Annotated in this window: 16 protein-coding genes; 11 read left to right on the top strand and 5 right to left on the bottom strand. The window is 53.3% G+C overall.

Annotation, left to right across the window (positions count from 1 at the left end):
* Positions 1–33 precede the first annotated feature (33 nt).
* The 3 genes from V7775_RS19045 to V7775_RS19035 all read left to right on the top strand — a co-directional run bounded on the left by V7775_RS19045 (position 34) and on the right by V7775_RS19035 (position 3,109).
* Positions 34–1,107: an ABC transporter permease gene (locus V7775_RS19045; protein WP_335753514.1), complete on the top strand. Its 1,074-nt coding sequence runs from the start codon at positions 34–36 to the stop codon at positions 1,105–1,107.
* A 14-nt stretch (positions 1,108–1,121) separates the two neighbouring features.
* On the top strand, positions 1,122–1,895 hold the full coding sequence (locus V7775_RS19040; RefSeq protein WP_335753513.1) for an ATP-binding cassette domain-containing protein: 774 nt from the start codon (positions 1,122–1,124) through the stop codon (positions 1,893–1,895).
* A gap of 209 nt (positions 1,896–2,104) precedes the next feature.
* Positions 2,105–3,109, top strand: a complete 1,005-nt coding sequence (locus V7775_RS19035; protein WP_335753512.1) for a LacI family DNA-binding transcriptional regulator — start codon at positions 2,105–2,107, stop codon at positions 3,107–3,109.
* A 1-nt stretch (position 3,110) separates the two neighbouring features.
* On the opposite strand, the gene V7775_RS19030 is transcribed toward V7775_RS19035, so the two are convergent.
* The 3 genes from V7775_RS19030 to V7775_RS19020 are packed head-to-tail and all read right to left on the bottom strand — an operon-like array spanning position 3,111 to position 6,280.
* The gene (locus V7775_RS19030) at positions 3,111–4,265 is read right to left on the bottom strand and encodes a Gfo/Idh/MocA family protein (RefSeq protein WP_335753511.1); all 1,155 of its coding nucleotides are present in this window, start codon (positions 4,263–4,265) and stop codon (positions 3,111–3,113) included.
* A gap of 3 nt (positions 4,266–4,268) precedes the next feature.
* Positions 4,269–5,165, bottom strand: coding sequence for a TIM barrel protein (locus tag V7775_RS19025; protein WP_335753510.1), 897 nt, complete (start codon positions 5,163–5,165; stop codon positions 4,269–4,271).
* Positions 5,166–5,182: 17 nt separating this feature from the next.
* A complete protein-coding gene (locus V7775_RS19020; protein WP_335753509.1) occupies positions 5,183–6,280 on the bottom strand; it encodes a Gfo/Idh/MocA family protein in 1,098 nt (365 codons plus the stop codon).
* Positions 6,281–6,399: 119 nt separating this feature from the next.
* On the opposite strand from V7775_RS19020, the gene iolD reads away from it, so the two are divergent.
* The 8 genes from iolD to V7775_RS18980 all read left to right on the top strand — a co-directional run bounded on the left by iolD (position 6,400) and on the right by V7775_RS18980 (position 15,052).
* Complete coding sequence (gene iolD, locus V7775_RS19015) at positions 6,400–8,271, top strand: 3D-(3,5/4)-trihydroxycyclohexane-1,2-dione acylhydrolase (decyclizing) (protein ID WP_335753508.1); 1,872 nt, start codon at positions 6,400–6,402, stop codon at positions 8,269–8,271.
* The gene (iolC, locus tag V7775_RS19010; RefSeq protein ID WP_335753507.1) at positions 8,272–9,255 is read left to right on the top strand and encodes a 5-dehydro-2-deoxygluconokinase; all 984 of its coding nucleotides are present in this window, start codon (positions 8,272–8,274) and stop codon (positions 9,253–9,255) included.
* Positions 9,256–9,265: 10 nt separating this feature from the next.
* Complete coding sequence (locus tag V7775_RS19005; RefSeq protein ID WP_335753506.1) at positions 9,266–10,108, top strand: 5-deoxy-glucuronate isomerase; 843 nt, start codon at positions 9,266–9,268, stop codon at positions 10,106–10,108.
* A gap of 22 nt (positions 10,109–10,130) precedes the next feature.
* Complete coding sequence (locus V7775_RS19000; RefSeq protein WP_335753505.1) at positions 10,131–10,958, top strand: class II fructose-bisphosphate aldolase; 828 nt, start codon at positions 10,131–10,133, stop codon at positions 10,956–10,958.
* A 4-nt stretch (positions 10,959–10,962) separates the two neighbouring features.
* Positions 10,963–11,952 (top strand): inositol 2-dehydrogenase, encoded by a 990-nt coding sequence (gene iolG, locus V7775_RS18995; protein ID WP_335753504.1) that lies wholly within the window; start codon positions 10,963–10,965, stop codon positions 11,950–11,952.
* 688 nt (positions 11,953–12,640) lie between these two features.
* Positions 12,641–13,447 (top strand): MmgE/PrpD family protein, encoded by an 807-nt coding sequence (locus V7775_RS18990; RefSeq protein WP_335753503.1) that lies wholly within the window; start codon positions 12,641–12,643, stop codon positions 13,445–13,447.
* Positions 13,448–13,491: 44 nt separating this feature from the next.
* Positions 13,492–13,833 carry a hypothetical protein gene (locus V7775_RS18985; protein WP_335753502.1) on the top strand — a complete coding sequence of 114 codons (342 nt, stop codon included), beginning with the start codon at positions 13,492–13,494 and terminating at the stop codon, positions 13,831–13,833.
* Positions 13,834–14,332: 499 nt separating this feature from the next.
* Positions 14,333–15,052: a DUF6088 family protein gene (locus V7775_RS18980; RefSeq protein ID WP_335753501.1), complete on the top strand. Its 720-nt coding sequence runs from the start codon at positions 14,333–14,335 to the stop codon at positions 15,050–15,052.
* A gap of 525 nt (positions 15,053–15,577) precedes the next feature.
* Here the strand turns inward: V7775_RS18980 and V7775_RS18975 are convergent.
* Together V7775_RS18975 and V7775_RS18970 are read right to left on the bottom strand one after the other, a co-directional pair.
* Complete coding sequence (locus tag V7775_RS18975) at positions 15,578–16,321, bottom strand: sulfite exporter TauE/SafE family protein (RefSeq protein WP_335753500.1); 744 nt, start codon at positions 16,319–16,321, stop codon at positions 15,578–15,580.
* A 172-nt stretch (positions 16,322–16,493) separates the two neighbouring features.
* Positions 16,494–17,375 (bottom strand): LysR family transcriptional regulator, encoded by an 882-nt coding sequence (locus V7775_RS18970; RefSeq protein WP_335753499.1) that lies wholly within the window; start codon positions 17,373–17,375, stop codon positions 16,494–16,496.
* Positions 17,376–17,468: the final 93 nt, after the last annotated feature.

Genomic DNA, 17,468 nt, shown 5'->3' with positions numbered 1-17,468 from the left:
TACAAATTCCATAAAATCAAGGAGCGTTGACACGTGTCAGATAAGAGCCATGGGACAGGCGGCCTGACTTTCGATACATCGAAAAGGCAGTGGCCAAACGAACTGAACGTGTTAGCCGCACTTCTTCTGATCATTGTGATCTTCGAGATTCTTGGGGCTATATTTGTTGGTCAAAGCTTGTTGTTTGACAGCCGGGATCGCTTTGACAGTATCTTTAATGAACAACGCTTGCGGATCATTATTATTCAGGTGGCCATTGTTGGGATCATCGCGCTGGGTGTGACGCAGGTGATCATTACGGCAGGTATCGATCTGTCGTCAGGGTCGGTGCTGGGTGCTACCGCCATGATCGCGATGAGTTTTGCACAAGTCGCCGAAGTGAACGGCGGTCCGAACCCCAAAGCAATCTTTGGACCCTCCTTTCTGGATCTACCGGTGGTGGTGCCTGTGTTCGTCGGGCTTTGTTGCGGTATCCTTGCGGGTATTGTGAACGGTGTACTGGTGGCCTTGGTGCGGATACCACCTTTTATTGCAACGCTTGGCATGATGCTTTTTGCCCGCGGCATTGCCCAGTGGTGGTCGCAGGGTAATCCTGTGTCCTTTCCCACCGAAGGCTATGCGGTCATTGGTGCAGGCATGAACCCGGTTATTATCTTTCTGGGCCTTGCTGTGCTGTTCCATCTGGTGATGAACTATACGGTATACGGCAAACACACCTACGCCATCGGATCGAACGAAGCAGCCGCGCGGATGTCTGGGATCAATGTGCCTCGTCACCTGATTTTGGTTTATGCGATTGCGGGCATGCTTGCTGGTCTGTCGGCGGTCATCCTGACGTCCAAGAACCTGACCGCACAGTCCGGCATGGGTTTGTCCTATGAGCTTGACGCGATTGCCATGGCCGTCATCGGTGGTGTGTCTCTGTTCGGCGGGCGCGGGTCGATTATTGGTACTGTGATCGGTGCGCTTATCATTGGCGTCATCACCTCTGGTTTCACATTCTTGCGCGTTGGCGCTTACTATCAGGAAATGGTGCTGGGTATGATCATTGTTGGTGCGGTTGCACTGGATCAAGTGCAACAAAAACGCGCTGCGATGCGGGTCTAGGAAAGAGTCAAAAAATGTCAGATGTTATTCTAGAGACCAAAGACCTAACCAAATACTACGGCGGGGTTCATGCGCTTGAGGGCGCGGACTTTATTGTCAAAAAGGGTGAGCATGTTGCCATCATGGGCGACAACGGTGCGGGTAAATCAACCTTTGTGCGCCAGATCACTGGCGTAGAACAACGCACACGCGGCACGGTGGTTTTCGACGGCAATGAGGTGAATTTTGCGGGCCCGCTGGATGCGCGCGAAGTCGGGATTGAGACCGTGTTTCAAACGCTGGCACTTGCCGATGATCTGAACGTTCCTGACAATCTGTTTTTGGGGCGTGAAAAGACCAAGTGGGACTGGCTTGGGCCGTTTCGTGTGTTGGACTACAAAGCCATGCGCGAAGATACGATGGCGGGTCTGGTCAAGACGGGCGTGAAAATTCCCAACATCAAAAACACAATTGCGAATATGTCGGGTGGTCAGCGCCAATGTGTGGCTATCGCGCGCACAGCAACCTTTGCCAGTAAACTGACGATCATGGACGAGCCAACAGCGGCTTTGGGTGTGCAGGAAACTGCGCAGGTGGAAAACATCATCCGCACCCTAAAGGAACAAGGTGAAAGCCTGATCCTTGTCAGCCACAACATGCGTCAGGTATTTGATCTGGTGGACCGGATTATTGTGTTCCGGCGTGGGCGTATCGTGGCCAACCTGAAGAAAGAAGACACCGACGGTCAAGACGTTGTTGCCTATATCACGGGTGCCAAAACAGGCGCTGAATACGAAGGCGCAGCGTGAGGAAACTCATTGATCTGAACGTTCCCTTTTTTGCCCCCTTATGGATTAGGGTCGCGGTTGTTGCAGTTTGCATCTGCTGGGGCCTGTTCGAAATGTCGGCAGGCGCGCCCATGTGGGGCATCGTTTTTTTGGGTCTGGGCGCAATCTGTGCTTGGCGTTTCGCAACAATTGACTATAGCACAAGCGAGGTAGACGGGGGAGACAAGTGAATGGCGGTAACGCTCAAGGAAGTTGCCGCACTGGCTGGCGTGTCACGCTCTGCTGTATCGCGCACCTATACTGAGGGCGCGTCCGTCTCGGCCAAGACCCGCAGCAAGGTCACCAAAGCTGCCGCTGATTTGGGTTATAGCCCCAACGCGTTGGCCTCTTCCCTAACCACTGGTCGGACCAAGATGATCGGGTTGGTGTCCGATAACTTTCACAATCCGATCTTTTTAGAAGTATTCGATCTGTTCACGCGGGGCTTGCAGGAACGTGGTTTGCGCCCGCTGTTGGTCAACTTGACCGATGAAACCGACCCCGAGGCATCGGTGCGCATGTTACGGCAGTATTCGGTTGATGGAGTGATCGTGGCTTCGTCCACCTTACCACCGGGTTTCGCCAAAGCGTTTCGGGACGCAGGTGTGCCTGTTGTGCACTCATTTGGGCGCCATACGGATACGCCACCTGTAGATGTTCTGGGGATTAACAACATTTCTGCTGGCCGGCTTGCGGCCCAGACCTTGATTGACCGTGGATATCAGCGGTTGGGCTTTCTGGGTGGACCAGAACAGGCGACCTCGACCCAAGACCGTTTGCAGGGGTTTTCACAAAGGATTGCCGAAAACCCTGAGCTAAGTTTGTCTGCCAGTTTCGCGACGGCCTATTCGTTTGAAGCAGGGCGGACAGAGATGCAGAATTTGCTACAATCCGAAATTGCAGAAGCCTATTTTTGCGGGGATGACGTGCTGTCGTTTGGAGTCTTGTCCGCGCTACAGTCCGCTGGCCTGAATGCCCCACAGGATGTCGGTATCCTTGGATTGAACGACATGGAAATGGCGGGCTGGGCAAACCTGAACCTCACCACGATCAATAACCCGATCAGCGAAATTATTGACGCTTCGATTGATCGGGTTACTGTACTTATCAAAGACCCAGACGGAGCCCCGCTAGCGCAACTGTTTGATTGCGCTTTGGTTGAGCGGGGCACATTGCGCCCCTTGCTCGAGGTTTGATTTAGCGCAGGGAAGGGGGCCGGGCATCGACCCATTGCCCGTCTGCCTTGCCGCTTTGCGCAACGGCAACAACCGCCGACATTGAGCGCAACCCATCTTCGGCCTTTGGAAACAGGTTTGCTGCGGCATCCATTTCGCGGCCCGTTTTACGCGCATCAATTGCTTCTGCCAGATCGGTATAGATGTTGGCGAAGGCCAATGGCATCCCTTCGGCATGCCCGATGGTGACACGGCTGGTGCGATCCGCCTCTGGTGACAGGTTCGCCTCGCCGCGCTCAATCACTTGCAAGCGACCGTTCAACGGCATGTAATACAGCTGGTTGGGATGCTCCTGCGACCAGCGCAAGCCACCAGTTTCGCCAAAGACCTGAATGCCCAAACCGTGTTGGCGCCCAATGGCAATGGAAGATGTCCAAAGACGTCCAACCGCACCACCGTCCATACGGAAGTTGACCATAGCGTCATCTTCTAAAGTGCGGACCTCAATGCAAGACACGATGTCCGCGCTTAGTTTTGTGACTTCCTGACCGGTGACAAAGCTGGCCATATGCATGGCGTGAATGCCGCAATCAGCGAACTGTGCGCTGACGCCTGCCTGTGCGGGATCATAACGCCACCGCACGCGGGGATTGTCGGCATCCGCTGCGTCTGCATGATGTCCATGCGCAAATTCTGCGTTCACAACGCGCACTTTACCAATGTCGCCACGTGCAACCATCGCCTTCATATGGCGTACAAGGCTGTAGCCGGAATAGCCGTAATTTACAGCACAAATCTGGCCAGTTGCCTTGGCAACTTTCACGATCTCTTCACCTTCTTCGACGGTCATTGTCATCGGCTTTTCACAAAGCACGTGAAAACCACCCTCAAGGAAGGCTTTGGTGATCTCAAAATGTGTCGCATTGGGTGTGGCGACGGTGACCAGATCAATCCGGTCGTCGCGCTTTTTCTCGCCCTCTAGCATGTCCTGCCAGCTGCCGTATGCGCGGTCACCAAGACCAAGACGTTGGCCGTACTCGATGCCCACGTCGGGCCGGTGATCTAACGCACCAGCGGCGAAGTTGTACAATCCGTCCAGACCTGCCCCAAGACGATGAGCTGGTCCGATCTGACTGCCTTCACCGCCGCCGATCATGCCCCATTGTAATTTTGCCATGATTTATGCTCCTTCAAAACCGATGGATTGCAGGTACGTGCGGTTCAATTTTGCATCGTCAATGGGCGAGGTGTCGCCTGACGGATCGCAATCTTGTTCTACAGTGCACCAGCCATCAAAATTTGCGTCCTGCAACACTTTGCGCACGGCTGGGAAATCGACATCCCCTTCGCCCAGATTACAGAAAATGCCTTGGCCGCATGCTGTGTAGAAATCAGTACGCTTGGCAACGACATCGGCTTTCACCTTGGGATCAATGTCCTTGAAGTGCATATAGCTGATGCGATCGATGTGCTTTTTCATAAACGCTACTGGATCAAAGCCAGCATAAGAATGGTGGCCCGTGTCAAAGCAGATTTTGAGGATGTTCTCGTCAACCTCATTCAGCAGGCGCTCCAGTTCCGGTTCAAAGTCCATAAAGCCAGCGGCATGGGCATGGATGCCGACCGTTAGGCCATAGTCTTCTGCACTCATTTTGGCGATGGTTGCGATACGGTCGCGGTAGGCAGTCCATTCGGCTTTGCCCATCTGCTCGGCTTCGGACGCGCGGCCGGCTGTTGGTGCACGGCGCGGCGAGATGCTATCGATCAACACCAAATGCTGCGCCCCATGAGCCTTGAGCGCCTTGCATGTCCGGACTGAGGCGTCCAACACTTCATCCCATGCGTCTGGGTCGTGGAACGGGCGGAAGACAACGCCGCCAACCAATTCCTGTCCAAATTCCTCTAGCGCATCTGACAGAAGCGCAGGATCTTCGGGCATGAAGCCCACTGGACCGAGTTCAATGCCCGTATATCCGGCATCTGCATTTTCTTGCAGCACTTTGCGCCAGCTTGGGTTGCGCGGATCATCCGCAAATTCCACACCCCATGAACAGGGAGCATTGCCAATTTTGATCATGGCGAATTCCTTTTCTCTTAGTAGTCAGCCACGTTGACCCAAGCCTGTTTATCGCTTGAACTGAGGGCTGCGTTGACGATGCGGTTGACCTCTACGCCTTCGGCAAAGGTTGGCCAGATGTTGCTGTTCTCATGAATTGCGCGCAGGAAATCATGCGCTTCAATAATGATTTGGTCTTGATAGCCGGTGCCATGCCCTGGTCCTTGGCAAAACGGCAGGTAATCAGGGTGGGCAGGGCCGGTAAGGATTTTGCGAAAGCCGCGCTCGGCCTCTGGGCCTTCCATGGTATAGAGATGGATGGCGTTTTGGTCTTCTTGGTCAAAACGGATAGCGCCTTTTGTGCCAAATACCTCGTAGGCATACCCCATTTTGCGGCCCGTCGCGACGCGGCTAAAGAACATATGCCCCTGTGCGCCATTTTCGAAGCGGCACATCATTTGCGCCTGATCATCGTTGGTTACTTTGCCGCCTGGGCGGGTATGGTGCACGGTTTCGACGCTTGCGATCAAGGATGTGACGGGCCCGATTAGTGCCCGCGCCGCGTTGATCATATGCGGGGCTAGATCGCCCATTGTGCCATTTGCCATACCGTCAGTACGCCATGTTGCGGGCAGGGTGGCATCGGCAAGGAAATCTTCGGTGTTTTCGCCGCGAAACCATGTGACATCGCCAATACGCCCTTCGGCGATAAGCTGGCGTGCAAACTGTGAGGCAGGGGTGCGGATGTAGTTGAACCCGACCATGTTGATATGGCCCTCGGAGGCGGCTTGCATAGCAAGGCTATCCTCAAGGGAAGCACCTAGCGGCTTTTCGCAGAAAACAGGTTTTCCGGCGGCAAAGGCGGCCTCGGCGATGGCGCGGTGGGTGACCTGCGGCGATGCGATGACAACGGCGTCAACATTGGGGTCATTTACCAAAACACGCCAATCATCCGTACAACGTGCGAATCCGAATGACTTGCGATACCGCTCAGCAGAGGCGGGGGAGGAGGCGGCAACCATCTCGAGTACGGGGCGCAAGGGGGTGTCAAACACGCCACCAACAGCAGCATAAGCAACCGCATGAGCCTTGCCCATATAGCCGCCACCGACGATTCCGATCCTGATATCTGGCATGCGTTTCGTTATCCTCAAATTATATATTGCAACCGATTGCAAAACGGGTATCTTTGAATGGTGCTGCGGGTCAATAGCTTTGTTGCTCACACCGCTAATTGAAAAGCTGGAGAACAACAGTGACACCTATAGGCAAAACAGTAACGTTGACCGTGGCGCAAGCAATTGTGCGCTACCTCGCCGCGCAATACATCGAGATTGACGGCACAAAGACGCGCTTTTGTGGTGGCGGTTTTGGCATCTTTGGACATGGCAATGTGACCTGTTTGGGCGAGGCGCTGTATAACAGTCGCGATGAATTGCCGCTTTATCGGGGTCAGAATGAGCAAGGCATGGGCTTTGCTGCTGCGGCTTACGCTAAAACGCACCTGCGCCGCCGGTTTATGTTTTGTACGGCCAGTGCTGGCCCGGGAACAGCGAACTTGCTAACCAGCGCAGCCCTTGCACATGCGAATCGTTTGCCGATGCTGTTGCTTTGTGGTGATACGTTTATCACGCGGCTGCCCGATCCGGTGCTGCAACAGCTTGAACATTTCGGCAATCCAACCTTCGGGGTGAACGACGCCTTTAAAGCCGTTAGCCGTTTCTGGGACCGAATCACACACCCCGCGCAGATCCTTCAATCGCTGCCTGCTGCCTTGGCAACAATGTTGGACCCTGCTGATTGCGGCCCAGCGTTTATTGGTCTGCCGCAGGATGTGCAGGGTTGGACGTATGACTACCCAGAAGAATTCTTTGCCGAGCATACCCACCGGATTCGCCGCCAAGCGCCGGACGTGGCTGAGGTTGCAGATGCTGTTGCCCTGTTGAAAAACGCCGAACGCCCAATGATAATCGCAGGCGGTGGGGTTCAATACTCTGGCGCAGTAGCGGAATTGACTGCCTTCGCCGAAACACATGCCATTCCGGTTGTTGAGACGATAGCAGGACGTGCCAATATGCTGGTGACCCATGACCTGAACATCGGGCCGCTGGGGGTTACGGGGTCGGATAGCGCCAATGCTATTGCCGAGCAGGCTGACGTGATCCTTGCTGTTGGTACACGGTTGCAGGATTTCACAACTGGCTCTTGGACGGCATTTTCCAAAGACGCGCGCATCATCGGATTGAACGCAGCGCGCCATGACGCGGCGAAACACATGTCTGCCACTGTGGTAGGGGATGCCAAACTGGGTTTGACAGCCTTGGAAGCAGGTCTGGCCGATTACACCGCGCCCACATCGTGGACAAAAAATGCGCGGGACCAGCGCAGCACATGGGACGCGTATGTCGCGGAGAACACCCGCCTTGGCAACGGTCCCGCCAGCTATGCGCAGGCCATTGGTGAGGTGAACCGCCTATGCGATCCGCGCGACCGCATTGTTGCTGCGGCAGGTGGATTGCCTGCAGAAGTGACCGCCAACTGGCGCACGCTGGACATCGGCACTGTGGACGTGGAATTTGGCTTTTCCTGCATGGGATACGAGATCGCAGGCGGGTGGGGCGCACGCATTGCGCAATCCGAAAAAGAGCCTGACAGCGATACAATCGTCTTTACGGGCGATGGTTCCTATCTGCTGATGAACAGCGATCTTTACTCATCCGTTCTGACCGAAAAGAAGATGATCTTGATGGTGTTGGACAATGGCGGCTTTGCCGTGATCAACAAACTGCAGAACAACACTGGCAACGAAAGCTTTAATAATCTGATCGCGGACACGCCCACGGCGACCAACCAAACCCGCGTCGATTTTGAGGCGCATGCGCGGTCCATGGGCGCACTGGCGGAAACTGTCAGCAACCCTGAGGGGCTTGCAGATGCGTTTGCCCGCGCCAAGGCCGCAAAGCAAAGCTATGTTATCGTGATGCAGGTCGATCCCTATGAGGGTTGGACCACCGAAGGCCACACATGGTGGGAGGTTGGCACACCGCATATCTCTGAAAGCGAACGCGTAAAAGAGGCCCACATAGATCAAGAATCCACACGCACGCAGCAGCGGAAGGGCGTCTAAATGTCTGCATTGATGGATGGCATTAAGGCCAATAATTTCCTTGTCATTGGCCGCGCCGGTATGGATTTCTTTGCTGATCCTCCCGGAACAGCCACAGAAGATGCCGAGGTGTTTCATGCAGGTTTGGGCGGGTCGTCTGCCAATATTGCGGCGGGTGTTTGCAAGTTGGGCGGGCAGGCGGCGCTTGTCACGCGGGTATCTGACGACAGCGTCGGGCGCTATTGCGTGAACCAGTTGAAACGCTACGGCGTGGATGCAACCCACGTGACACCCGTTGGCGGCGAGGCCCGTAATTCCTTGGCCGTCTATGAAAGCCGGATCGAGGATCATCAATCCGTGATTTACCGCAACGGTGCCGCAGATTTTGAGATGAACAGTGATGATGTGTCTGCTGTTAACTACGCCCAATACGGTGCGTTGATCACCGCAGGCACGGTATTCGCCGCCGAACCATCGCGCAGTGCCACTTTTCACGCGTTTGACCTTGCTAAAAAGGCGGGTCTGCCGATCATCTTTGATGTTGATTACCGTCCCTATTCTTGGCCCTCTGCTCAAGAAGCGTCTGATGTTCTTACCCGTGCTGCCGCTGCATGCGATATGATCGTGGGCAACGATGAAGAGTTCGGTTTTATGGCGGGTGACATCACAAAGGGTTTGGGCATGGCCCGTAAATTATCGCAAACATCTGCCACGATGGTGATTTACAAAATGGGGTCCAAAGGCGCCATCACCTTTGCAAATGGCGAAGAAATCCGTACAGGCATTTACCCAGTTGATGCTCTTAAACCAACGGGCGCGGGCGACAGCTTTATGGCGGGTCTGATGACATCTATCGCGGGGGGGCATGATCTGCGCACTGCGATTCTGCGCGGCTCTGCTTGCGCTTCCATCACGGTATCGCGTCCAGGCTGTGCGCCTGCGATGGCCGATACTGAAACACTTGAAACCTTTTTGGCCGCGCATCCCGGCCCGATTGAAACCTAAGGGGACGGCTATGCATTACGCGCCATTTGACAACCAGAACAAACCCATCGTGGACATTGATGATCCGACGGTCCCGTTGAATTACTTCAACATCATTAAGTTGAAAAAAGGCGAAGCCTTTGAGTATGAAGTGCCGGGGTATGAAACGTGCATCGTGCCTGCGACGGGTACCGTGGACGTTAATGTAGAGGGTTTCAAAGCAGACGCTTTGGGTAATCGGACCGTTGATGTTTGGGACGGCGAGCCCGAAGGCGTTTATGTGCCCACCGCCGCACGCGCTACAATGGTGTGCACAACGGACGAGGCAGAAATTTTTGTCGCCGGCGCGCGCTATGACAAAGTGCTCGAAGCATTCGAGGTTCGGGCCGCAGATCTGGACAAGGTTCAGTACGGATCGGACGACACAAAAACGCATCGCAAGATCAAACATATCTTTGGTACAAAATACCACGACAAGGTAGGCCGCCTGCTGGTGTCCGAATTGTTCACTGTCGGGCAGGGGGGATGGTCAGGCTTTCCAAGCCACAAGCACGACACAGACCGTTTGCCGATCGAGACGCGCCACGACGAAACCTACAATTTCCGCTTTAAGCCGAACCACGGCAGTGGTGTGCAGATGTTGCAGCGCGAGGATGGCAAGTCAGGTGATGCCTATCATCTGGTCGATGGCTCAACGATTTGCATCGACAACGGGTATCATCCCTGTGCCGTTCTGCCGGGGTATGAGATGTATTATTTCACGATCCTAGGTGGGCTGACACAACGCAGTCTCGTGCAGTATTTCCAGCCCAGTCACGCAGATCAGGTGGAAACCATTCCCGGCATCAAAGACATGATCGCCAAGTTCAAATAAAGCCCGTTAGGTCTTCACATCCATGCCCCTTGTTTCACTTTCAGACGTCCTTCAACCCGCGCTTAAGGGCCGTTATGCCGTTGGCGGCCTCGTTACGTTAGGCTGGGAAGACATGCGTGCTTTCGTTGCCGCAGCTGAGGCCGAAGGCTGCCCCGTCATCTTGCAGGCGGGGCCTGGGTGCCGCGAACATACGCCTTTGCCAATCCTTGGAAAAATGTTCCGGCATCTGGGCGAGGGGGCTTCTGTTCCTGTCGTCGCTCATCTGGATCATGGCTATACCTATGATGAATGCTCTGAGGCGTTGGATGCAGGGTTCACGTCACTGATGTTTGATGGCTCACGAGACACATTAGCGGATAACATTTCGCAAACCCGCAAGATCGCCGAGATGGCCCATGCTGCTGGCATTTCCTGCGAGGGCGAGATTGGGTTTGTGGGGTATTCTAACGGCGAACAATCGGCAGGAACGGACCCCGCTGAGGCCGCTACGTTTGCGATTGAAACGGGCGTAGATGCCATGGCGATTTCTGTTGGTAACGTACATTTACAAGAAAACAAGGAAGGTGGCTTGGACGAAGGCCGCATCGCCGCGATCCAGTTAGTAACGGATGTTCCGCTGGTTATTCATGGCGGCTCTGGCGTTCCTGTCGAGCAGCGCTTGCGTCTCGCAAGAACCACGGACATCTGCAAATTTAATATTGGCACCGAACTGCGCATGGCGTTTGGCAACGCGATGCGCGATGCCGTCAACGCAGACCCCGCACGGTTTGACCGCGTGTCGATCCTCAAAGAAACCCACGACCCGATGGTTGCTGCGGCGCGCCGCGTTCTTGCTGCCTTAAAAGGATGACATCATGTTAAACATTGGTATTTTGGGATGTGGCCGTATCGGTCAGGTCCATGGCGAAACCCTGCGTGGAATGACAAATGCCCGTGCTGTAGCGGTGTCTGATTTCATGCCCGAAGCCGCGCAAGCGTTGGGTGCCAGACTGGGCGCCAAGGTCATGTCCAGCGAAGATATCCTGCGTGATCCCAGCATTGACGCCGTCGTCATCGGCACGCCGACAACTACGCATTTCGACCTTATCCAAGAGGCCGCTGCCAACGGTAAGGCGATCTTTTGCGAGAAGCCGCTGGACTTGTCCGTCGATCGCATCCGCACCTGTCTAAAAGCCGTTGCCAAGGCTGGTGTTCCGCTGATGGCTGCGTTCAACCGCCGCTTTGACCCCAGCTTTGCGCATCTGCAAAAACAGATTGCCGATCAAGTTATAGGGAACGTCGAGATTGTCACCATCTTGTCGCGCGATCCATCGCCGCCACCGATCAGCTATATCGAAACATCGGGCGGCATCTTTAGGGATATGATGATCCATGATCTGGATATGGCACGGTTTTTGCTGGGTGAAGAACCAGTAGAGCTGAGCGCTGCGGCCTCTTGTCTTGTTGATCCGGCCATCGGGGCGGCTGGCGATTTTGATACCGCCGTTGTGACCTTGAAAACCGCCAGCGGTAAACTTTGCCAGATCAGCAATTCCCGCCGCGCTACGTATGGCTATGATCAGCGCATCGAAGTGCATGGGTCTAAAGGCATGCTGCGCGCTCACAATGTGCTCGAAAACACGGTTGAGCTGTCCAATGGCACCGGCTTTTGCACCGCCCCCACGCAGGCATTCTTTCTAGAACGTTACGCGGCCGCATACCGTGCTGAGATGATGCATTTTGTTGACGTAGTCACCTCTGGCGGAACAATGGTCCCCTCTGGTGAAGACGGCCTACGGGCTCAAATTCTTGCGGATACTGCTGATGCCGCAGCGCGTGACGGACAAGTTCACTTGATTGGGTGACGTATGTTGGTGCTGAGGTCTGTAATGCGGACTAAGCGACGCTATGTGACTTGGACCAGAATGAATGCTTTTGACGCTTGTCTAAATTAGCCTTCCAATACAAGCGGGGCAGGTTCATAAAAAACCTGTCCCACTCCGCCAACTTTTCGCCTCAACCCCCTTGTGGGTTCAGCTATGGCTTTTGAAACTTTTACGTTGGCACACATCAAGAAACCCCTGATGCAGCATACATCTAATTAATTGTCTCTGCTTTGGTCGCTGGCGCCCGTCCTGTAGTTGTTCCAGTTGGCGCGCACCCAGCCGAAAAAAACGGAACAATTGCCGAGTGTACGACAAGTGCTCTACGTCCAAATAGTGGTTTCATGAAATTCCCCCAGTGCCCCGCGCGAACTGCATAACGTCAATATAAACTGTTGTTGAGGCGGATGCCTGCTCAAGGCACGGAAAAGCGGCAGTTCCGATATTCTTAAATGGTGGAGTCGTCTACCTACGATAAGGTTACACCTAGAAACGCCAGCCAAGCACACGTGTCGACCAGATTGACACCGCGCCAATTCTTAAAAGACATATGTATCACGGCACATCTATGTTAAATTCTGGTCTTCGGTTGCAGTTAAAACCGATAGGTTAGTTGGCAGAGGATATCAGCAATAAATGCTACATTTTTTTAAAAATACAGCTGCCTTCATTGGACCATACTGTGCCTCTTGAGGGCAGCGGCAAGACAGCCCCTGCATTTATTCATGATGTCAGATCAACAGATGTCCCAGCTGATGTTATGCACGTGGCACGTCGATGTTTGGTAGATACCCTAGCAATTTGGGCATCGGGGATAGCCACTGAACCGAGCAGAATTGCCCGTGACCATGCTGTGCGGCGTTACGGCGGTGGCGATGTGAAGATGCCGTTTGACGGGCGTGCCGTGAACCCCGTTGGCTATGCCTTTGCCGGGGCTGCAACCATTGATGCAATTGACGGACATGATGGACATCAACCCAGTAAGGGCCATGCTGGCGTGGCAATCCTTCCATCACTTTTGGCCGAATTGGGACAAGCGCCTGATTGTACGATGGATGACCTGCTGGCGGATTTAATTGTGGGATATGAGGTCGCAGTCCGTGCCGCACTCTCGCTGCATGCAACCGTGCCTGATTATCATTCTTCGGGTGCTTGGAATGCATTGGGGTGCGCCGCTATTGCGGCCCGATTGCGCGGTTTCACGACCGAGCAAACCCGCCATTCCTTGGGTATTGCCGAATATTACGGCCCGCGCGCACAGATGATGCGCTGCATTGAACATCCCAGCATGGTCAAAGACAGCAGCAGTTGGGGTGCATTGACGGGTATTTCTGCCGCTGATTTAGCCGAGGACGGTTTCACAGGTGCGCCCGCTATTACTTGCGGAGCGCCAGAGGTTTCTGAAATATGGGGCGATTTAGGAACGCATTGGCGCATTCTTGAAAGCAACTTTAAAGCATATCCAGTGTGCCCTTAACGGTCGCAATCAGTCTTATTCACGGCACAATCCGGCCCGAACATATGCTGATCCAAAATTATGACCAACCTGATATCTGGCGTCTGGTCGACAAGGTTAGCTTTGTCGAAAGTGACGAACACAACGCTGGATTTCCGCAAGAACGGTTCGCGAATGTCATAATCAAACTTGCCGACGGAACGACCCTTAAATCTGAAACCGCCGTGGCACGAGGGAGTTTCGATGCGCCTCTATCTGATGGTGAAATTTTAGAAAAACTGCATCATTACGCAGCAAGTGTTCTTTCTCAAAGTGCTCAAGATAAAATTGCTCGTATATTAACTGACCCATCCAACGCGGCATCGCCTGCTGAACTGGTTGCATTGCTGCAACCGCGACCTTGTTGATCTTAAAGTTCGACTTCGTACTGCCGCCGCAGGCGCGGCCCCTCAATCTTGCAAGACGTGATCGAAGATCTAGTACTTACAAAAACGAAAATACGACCATCATTGTAATTCCCTTCTTTTGCACACCGCCGCTAAAATGATTGGTGACGCTTTTCAACCTTGATCTATGATTGGAAAATTTTGACGCTACCCAATACCATGCATGCAGTTCTTTTGACGTGCCACGGCGGCATCGAAAAGCTTGTTTACCAAGCGGATATCTGCGCGGGATGGTTGAGAAGGCTGGGTCAGGGGAACTGCATCTCGAATGCAGTTCCTATGGGCGTTTGAATGCACACGCTTCATGATCGGTTTGTTGAACCAAGGGGTAAGGAGCATGACACGGAGATCACGGCATTTGTCCATATTCAGCTGTTTTACTCGCCACTTTTGATCAATTGTCCTTCGTACTTGAAATTCAGAAAAACATACCATTTTTTCTGACAAAAGGAGAGTTAAATTGATCACGTCCAAGATTCTACAAGGCATCAAAGGCAAAGGCCGAGGTGCTATTTTTGCACCGTCCGATTTGCTGGACTTGGGGTCGCGCGCCAGCGTTGATCAAACCTTGTCGCGTTTGGCGGATCAGGGGGTGATCAGGCGTTTGACTCGTGGCCTTTACGACTATCCAAGGATCAACCCACGTTTTGGAATGGTGCAGCCAGCTGTTGATAATGTAGGACACGCGATCGCCCGTAAGGATCGCTGCGTTCTTCTCGTGTCACCTGCTGCTGCGGCAAATCAATTTGGTCTGTCCACACAAGTCCCGTCAAAGCACGTCTACAAGACAGACGGTCCAACGCGGACAAGAACCATCGGGCGGCAAGTGATCCAGTTTCGCAATGCATCTCGCAAAACCCTAGTGGGGGCAGGGCAGAAATCCGGAGCAGTGTTTCAGGCCTTGCGTTATGTCGGCAAGGGCGGTGTGACCGACAGCGTTATCCATAAACTGGCACGAACCTTGACTGACAAAGATCGTGACTTGCTTGTTAAGCAAAGCCGCGATGTGCCCGCATGGACGCAGCCAGTTTTGCAAACGAGCCGCCAGTATCGCGCGCCGGGGCATTTCAAGAAGCCGCAGCGCGTCTGGGGTTTTCTCAGGCAATCATCGAGAAAGATTTCTGGGTGTGCTGGTCGCTCAGCAAGCTCCTTGCGCTCCCATCATTTGGTGAACATCTGATCTTCAAAGGCGGCACCTCGCTCTCATAGGCTTACAATGTAATCCATAGATTTTCAGAGGATGTCGACCTATCGATTGATCGAGCCCAATTGGGCTTTGTTGGAGTCAGTGATCCAGACAATCCCGACCTCTCTGGAGGGAAGAGAAAAGCGTTACTGGTGACGCGAGCGAGCGTCCCTTCAAGGATTACGATGAACCGAAAAATAGTGTTAAGAAAAAGTGCCGATCAGTCTCAAAGGCGTGACGGGATTCAGTTCAACAAGGAACTGAATGAAGGATCTATCAAATGCTGACGAACAGTCAAATTCGGCTAGTAGCTAGACCACGCGAAATTCCCCAACGCTCAAGTCGTCAGCAATTCCAATGAAGGCTTTGACCAGGTTTCACAAACCCTCGTATGTGAAAGTTGTCGTTTACGACGTCCTAAACTAACTGGCGTTCTGCGTCCTAAATGCGCTTTGGCTGTATCTGCGCGAATGTCAGTTTCTGGAGCGTGTACCAGCGTCAGTTTTCATGCTTTCGATGTTAGAAAATTGCTCTACGAAGCAAGTTTATTCCCATCAAAAGAAATATCCAAAGCAAAACAGTCCTAAACCTTTCAGGCTGCAAGCGCCGTCGGATAATTTCACCTAGTGAAAAGCCGATCAACGTTGGCAAGATCATCATTGCTGAAAGCGGAGCGGTGTTCCCATTCAGGAGTCCTGTTTGCCAATACCCTATGGTCAAAGGGATCGCCCCGACAAAAACAAACAGCCCTGCGGCCCGCACAAATTCGTCATTTTCGACACGTTTCGCGATGAGAAACGTCACGATGGGAGGCGACCAAATGCTTGTCAAACCGCCAAGAATTCCAGCGGAAATGCCTGTGACTGCTTGTGCCACAGGGTTGCTGCCGTTCGGCAATTTAGGCGGCGATTTGGCAAGGCTGGAAGTCGCAAAAATGACGATGGCGGTGCCGATCACCCCTAGCAAGAATTCCGCAGGCATTTGAACTGTAAAGAACGTGGTTACCCAAAGCGATACGACAAGAAGGGCAATCAAAAGCCAATAGTCTAGCACAGTCTTAAGGCTTACTTTTGAGCGAATGATTTGCCAGATGTTCGAGAAAAGGAGCGGGAAGACAACAATCGCGATAGCCATATGAGGCGGTACGAATTGGCTCATCAAGCCAACAGATACCGTCGGCATCCCAATCCCTACAGTGCCTTTTACGATCCCTGCAAAAATGAAGATTGCCGCGATGGCCAGTGCTGTCTGATCAAGAAACACCAAAACTCCTTTGATAAAATGGACGCGTCATTTTCAAGCCATGGCATTCATCTCTGGCTTCGCCAAGGATCAATTTGCAGAAGAAGTTAGCTTTTGCTGCGTGTGCTCCAAGGGCTGGTGTATTACCCTAGCAAAATTACTCAGGCTTACGGAGCTCCGTAATTTTACGTATCTACAGCTTGGCGGCGGTTAGTTTCCCCAACGTTGACCGCGCGCAAGCAATCTCACCTGCCAATGCTGCAACGGGCTTGGATCGTGCATTTCTACTTTCACGAACTGCAAATGTGACCCCGGGCGGTGAGGGTAGCCTTTCACCGATCACTTCCATTTCACTTGTTACGTGCTGACCTGGCAACAACGCTATTCCGAGCCCTGCCTGGACACCAGAAACGATCCCCGCTGAACTTGCACATTCCAGAACCGTTTCAAGGCCAACATCAGAGTCTTGAACAGCGTCCATCGCCCAGTGTTTGTAAAAACACCTAGCATCATAGGCCAAAAACGGGAGTGGTTGATCGAAATTGATCCTAAAATCACGCGCTTTGACCCAACAAAGATGGTCATCATAAAGTTGTACGTCTGTTCTCTGAAGCCGGTGCGTGAACAGTTGCATCACTGCCAGATCAATCTTTCCTGTTTCAAGAGCCTCCTCCAGCTCCAGACTTTGGCGCACTTGTGTCCGCACCGATACATTCGGATGGAGCCTTATGAAGCGACCAAGGATACGTGACAGATCACTGCTTGTCGTGTCTTCCGTCATCCCCAGCCTAACCTTGCCGCTTAGGGGTTTTTTGCTGAGGCCCAGCAGTGCTTCGTCGTGCAGCGAAAGAATGCGTCTGGCGTACCTAACAAGATTCACCCCTTCCTGTGTCAGCAACGGCGCACCAGGTCGTCGCGCAAGCAGGACGCAATCCAAACCAGTCTCCAATCGCCTAATTTTGTGACTCACGGCAGATTGCGAAAGGGCCAGTTGCTCAGACGCTCTTGTTACGCCGCCAAAATCTTCTACTGCGCACAGCGCCTGAAGCGCATCGATATCCAGCCGCTGGCCCATGTCAGTTTCCTTTATGATAATCCACAACGCCAAAGTTCATGACAAAATTAGATCATTGGATGAAATAGTCTCATTTGATTCATGTTATGGCAA

Source organism: Sulfitobacter sp. (assembly GCF_036960155.1).
GTDB lineage: Bacteria > Pseudomonadota > Alphaproteobacteria > Rhodobacterales > Rhodobacteraceae > Sulfitobacter.
The sequence above is the reverse complement of the archived record's forward strand: the minus strand, read 5'-3'. Positions and strand labels throughout refer to the sequence as shown.

Excerpts from the sequence above, each read along its gene's own strand:
- V7775_RS19020 (WP_335753509.1), bottom strand. The coding sequence starts at position 6,280 with ATGCCAGATATCAGGATCGGAATCGTCGGTGGCGGCTATATGGGCAAG.
- V7775_RS18985 (WP_335753502.1), top strand. The coding sequence starts at position 13,492 with ATGCTGATCCAAAATTATGACCAACCTGATATCTGGCGTCTGGTCGAC.
- V7775_RS19005 (WP_335753506.1), top strand. The coding sequence starts at position 9,266 with ATGCATTACGCGCCATTTGACAACCAGAACAAACCCATCGTGGACATT.
- iolG (WP_335753504.1), top strand. The coding sequence starts at position 10,963 with ATGTTAAACATTGGTATTTTGGGATGTGGCCGTATCGGTCAGGTCCAT.
- iolC (WP_335753507.1), top strand. The coding sequence starts at position 8,272 with ATGTCTGCATTGATGGATGGCATTAAGGCCAATAATTTCCTTGTCATT.
- V7775_RS19025 (WP_335753510.1), bottom strand. The coding sequence starts at position 5,165 with ATGATCAAAATTGGCAATGCTCCCTGTTCATGGGGTGTGGAATTTGCG.
- V7775_RS19030 (WP_335753511.1), bottom strand. The coding sequence starts at position 4,265 with ATGGCAAAATTACAATGGGGCATGATCGGCGGCGGTGAAGGCAGTCAG.
- V7775_RS19040 (WP_335753513.1), top strand. The coding sequence starts at position 1,122 with ATGTCAGATGTTATTCTAGAGACCAAAGACCTAACCAAATACTACGGC.
- V7775_RS18970 (WP_335753499.1), bottom strand. The coding sequence starts at position 17,375 with ATGGGCCAGCGGCTGGATATCGATGCGCTTCAGGCGCTGTGCGCAGTA.
- V7775_RS19035 (WP_335753512.1), top strand. The coding sequence starts at position 2,105 with ATGGCGGTAACGCTCAAGGAAGTTGCCGCACTGGCTGGCGTGTCACGC.
- V7775_RS19000 (WP_335753505.1), top strand. The coding sequence starts at position 10,131 with ATGCCCCTTGTTTCACTTTCAGACGTCCTTCAACCCGCGCTTAAGGGC.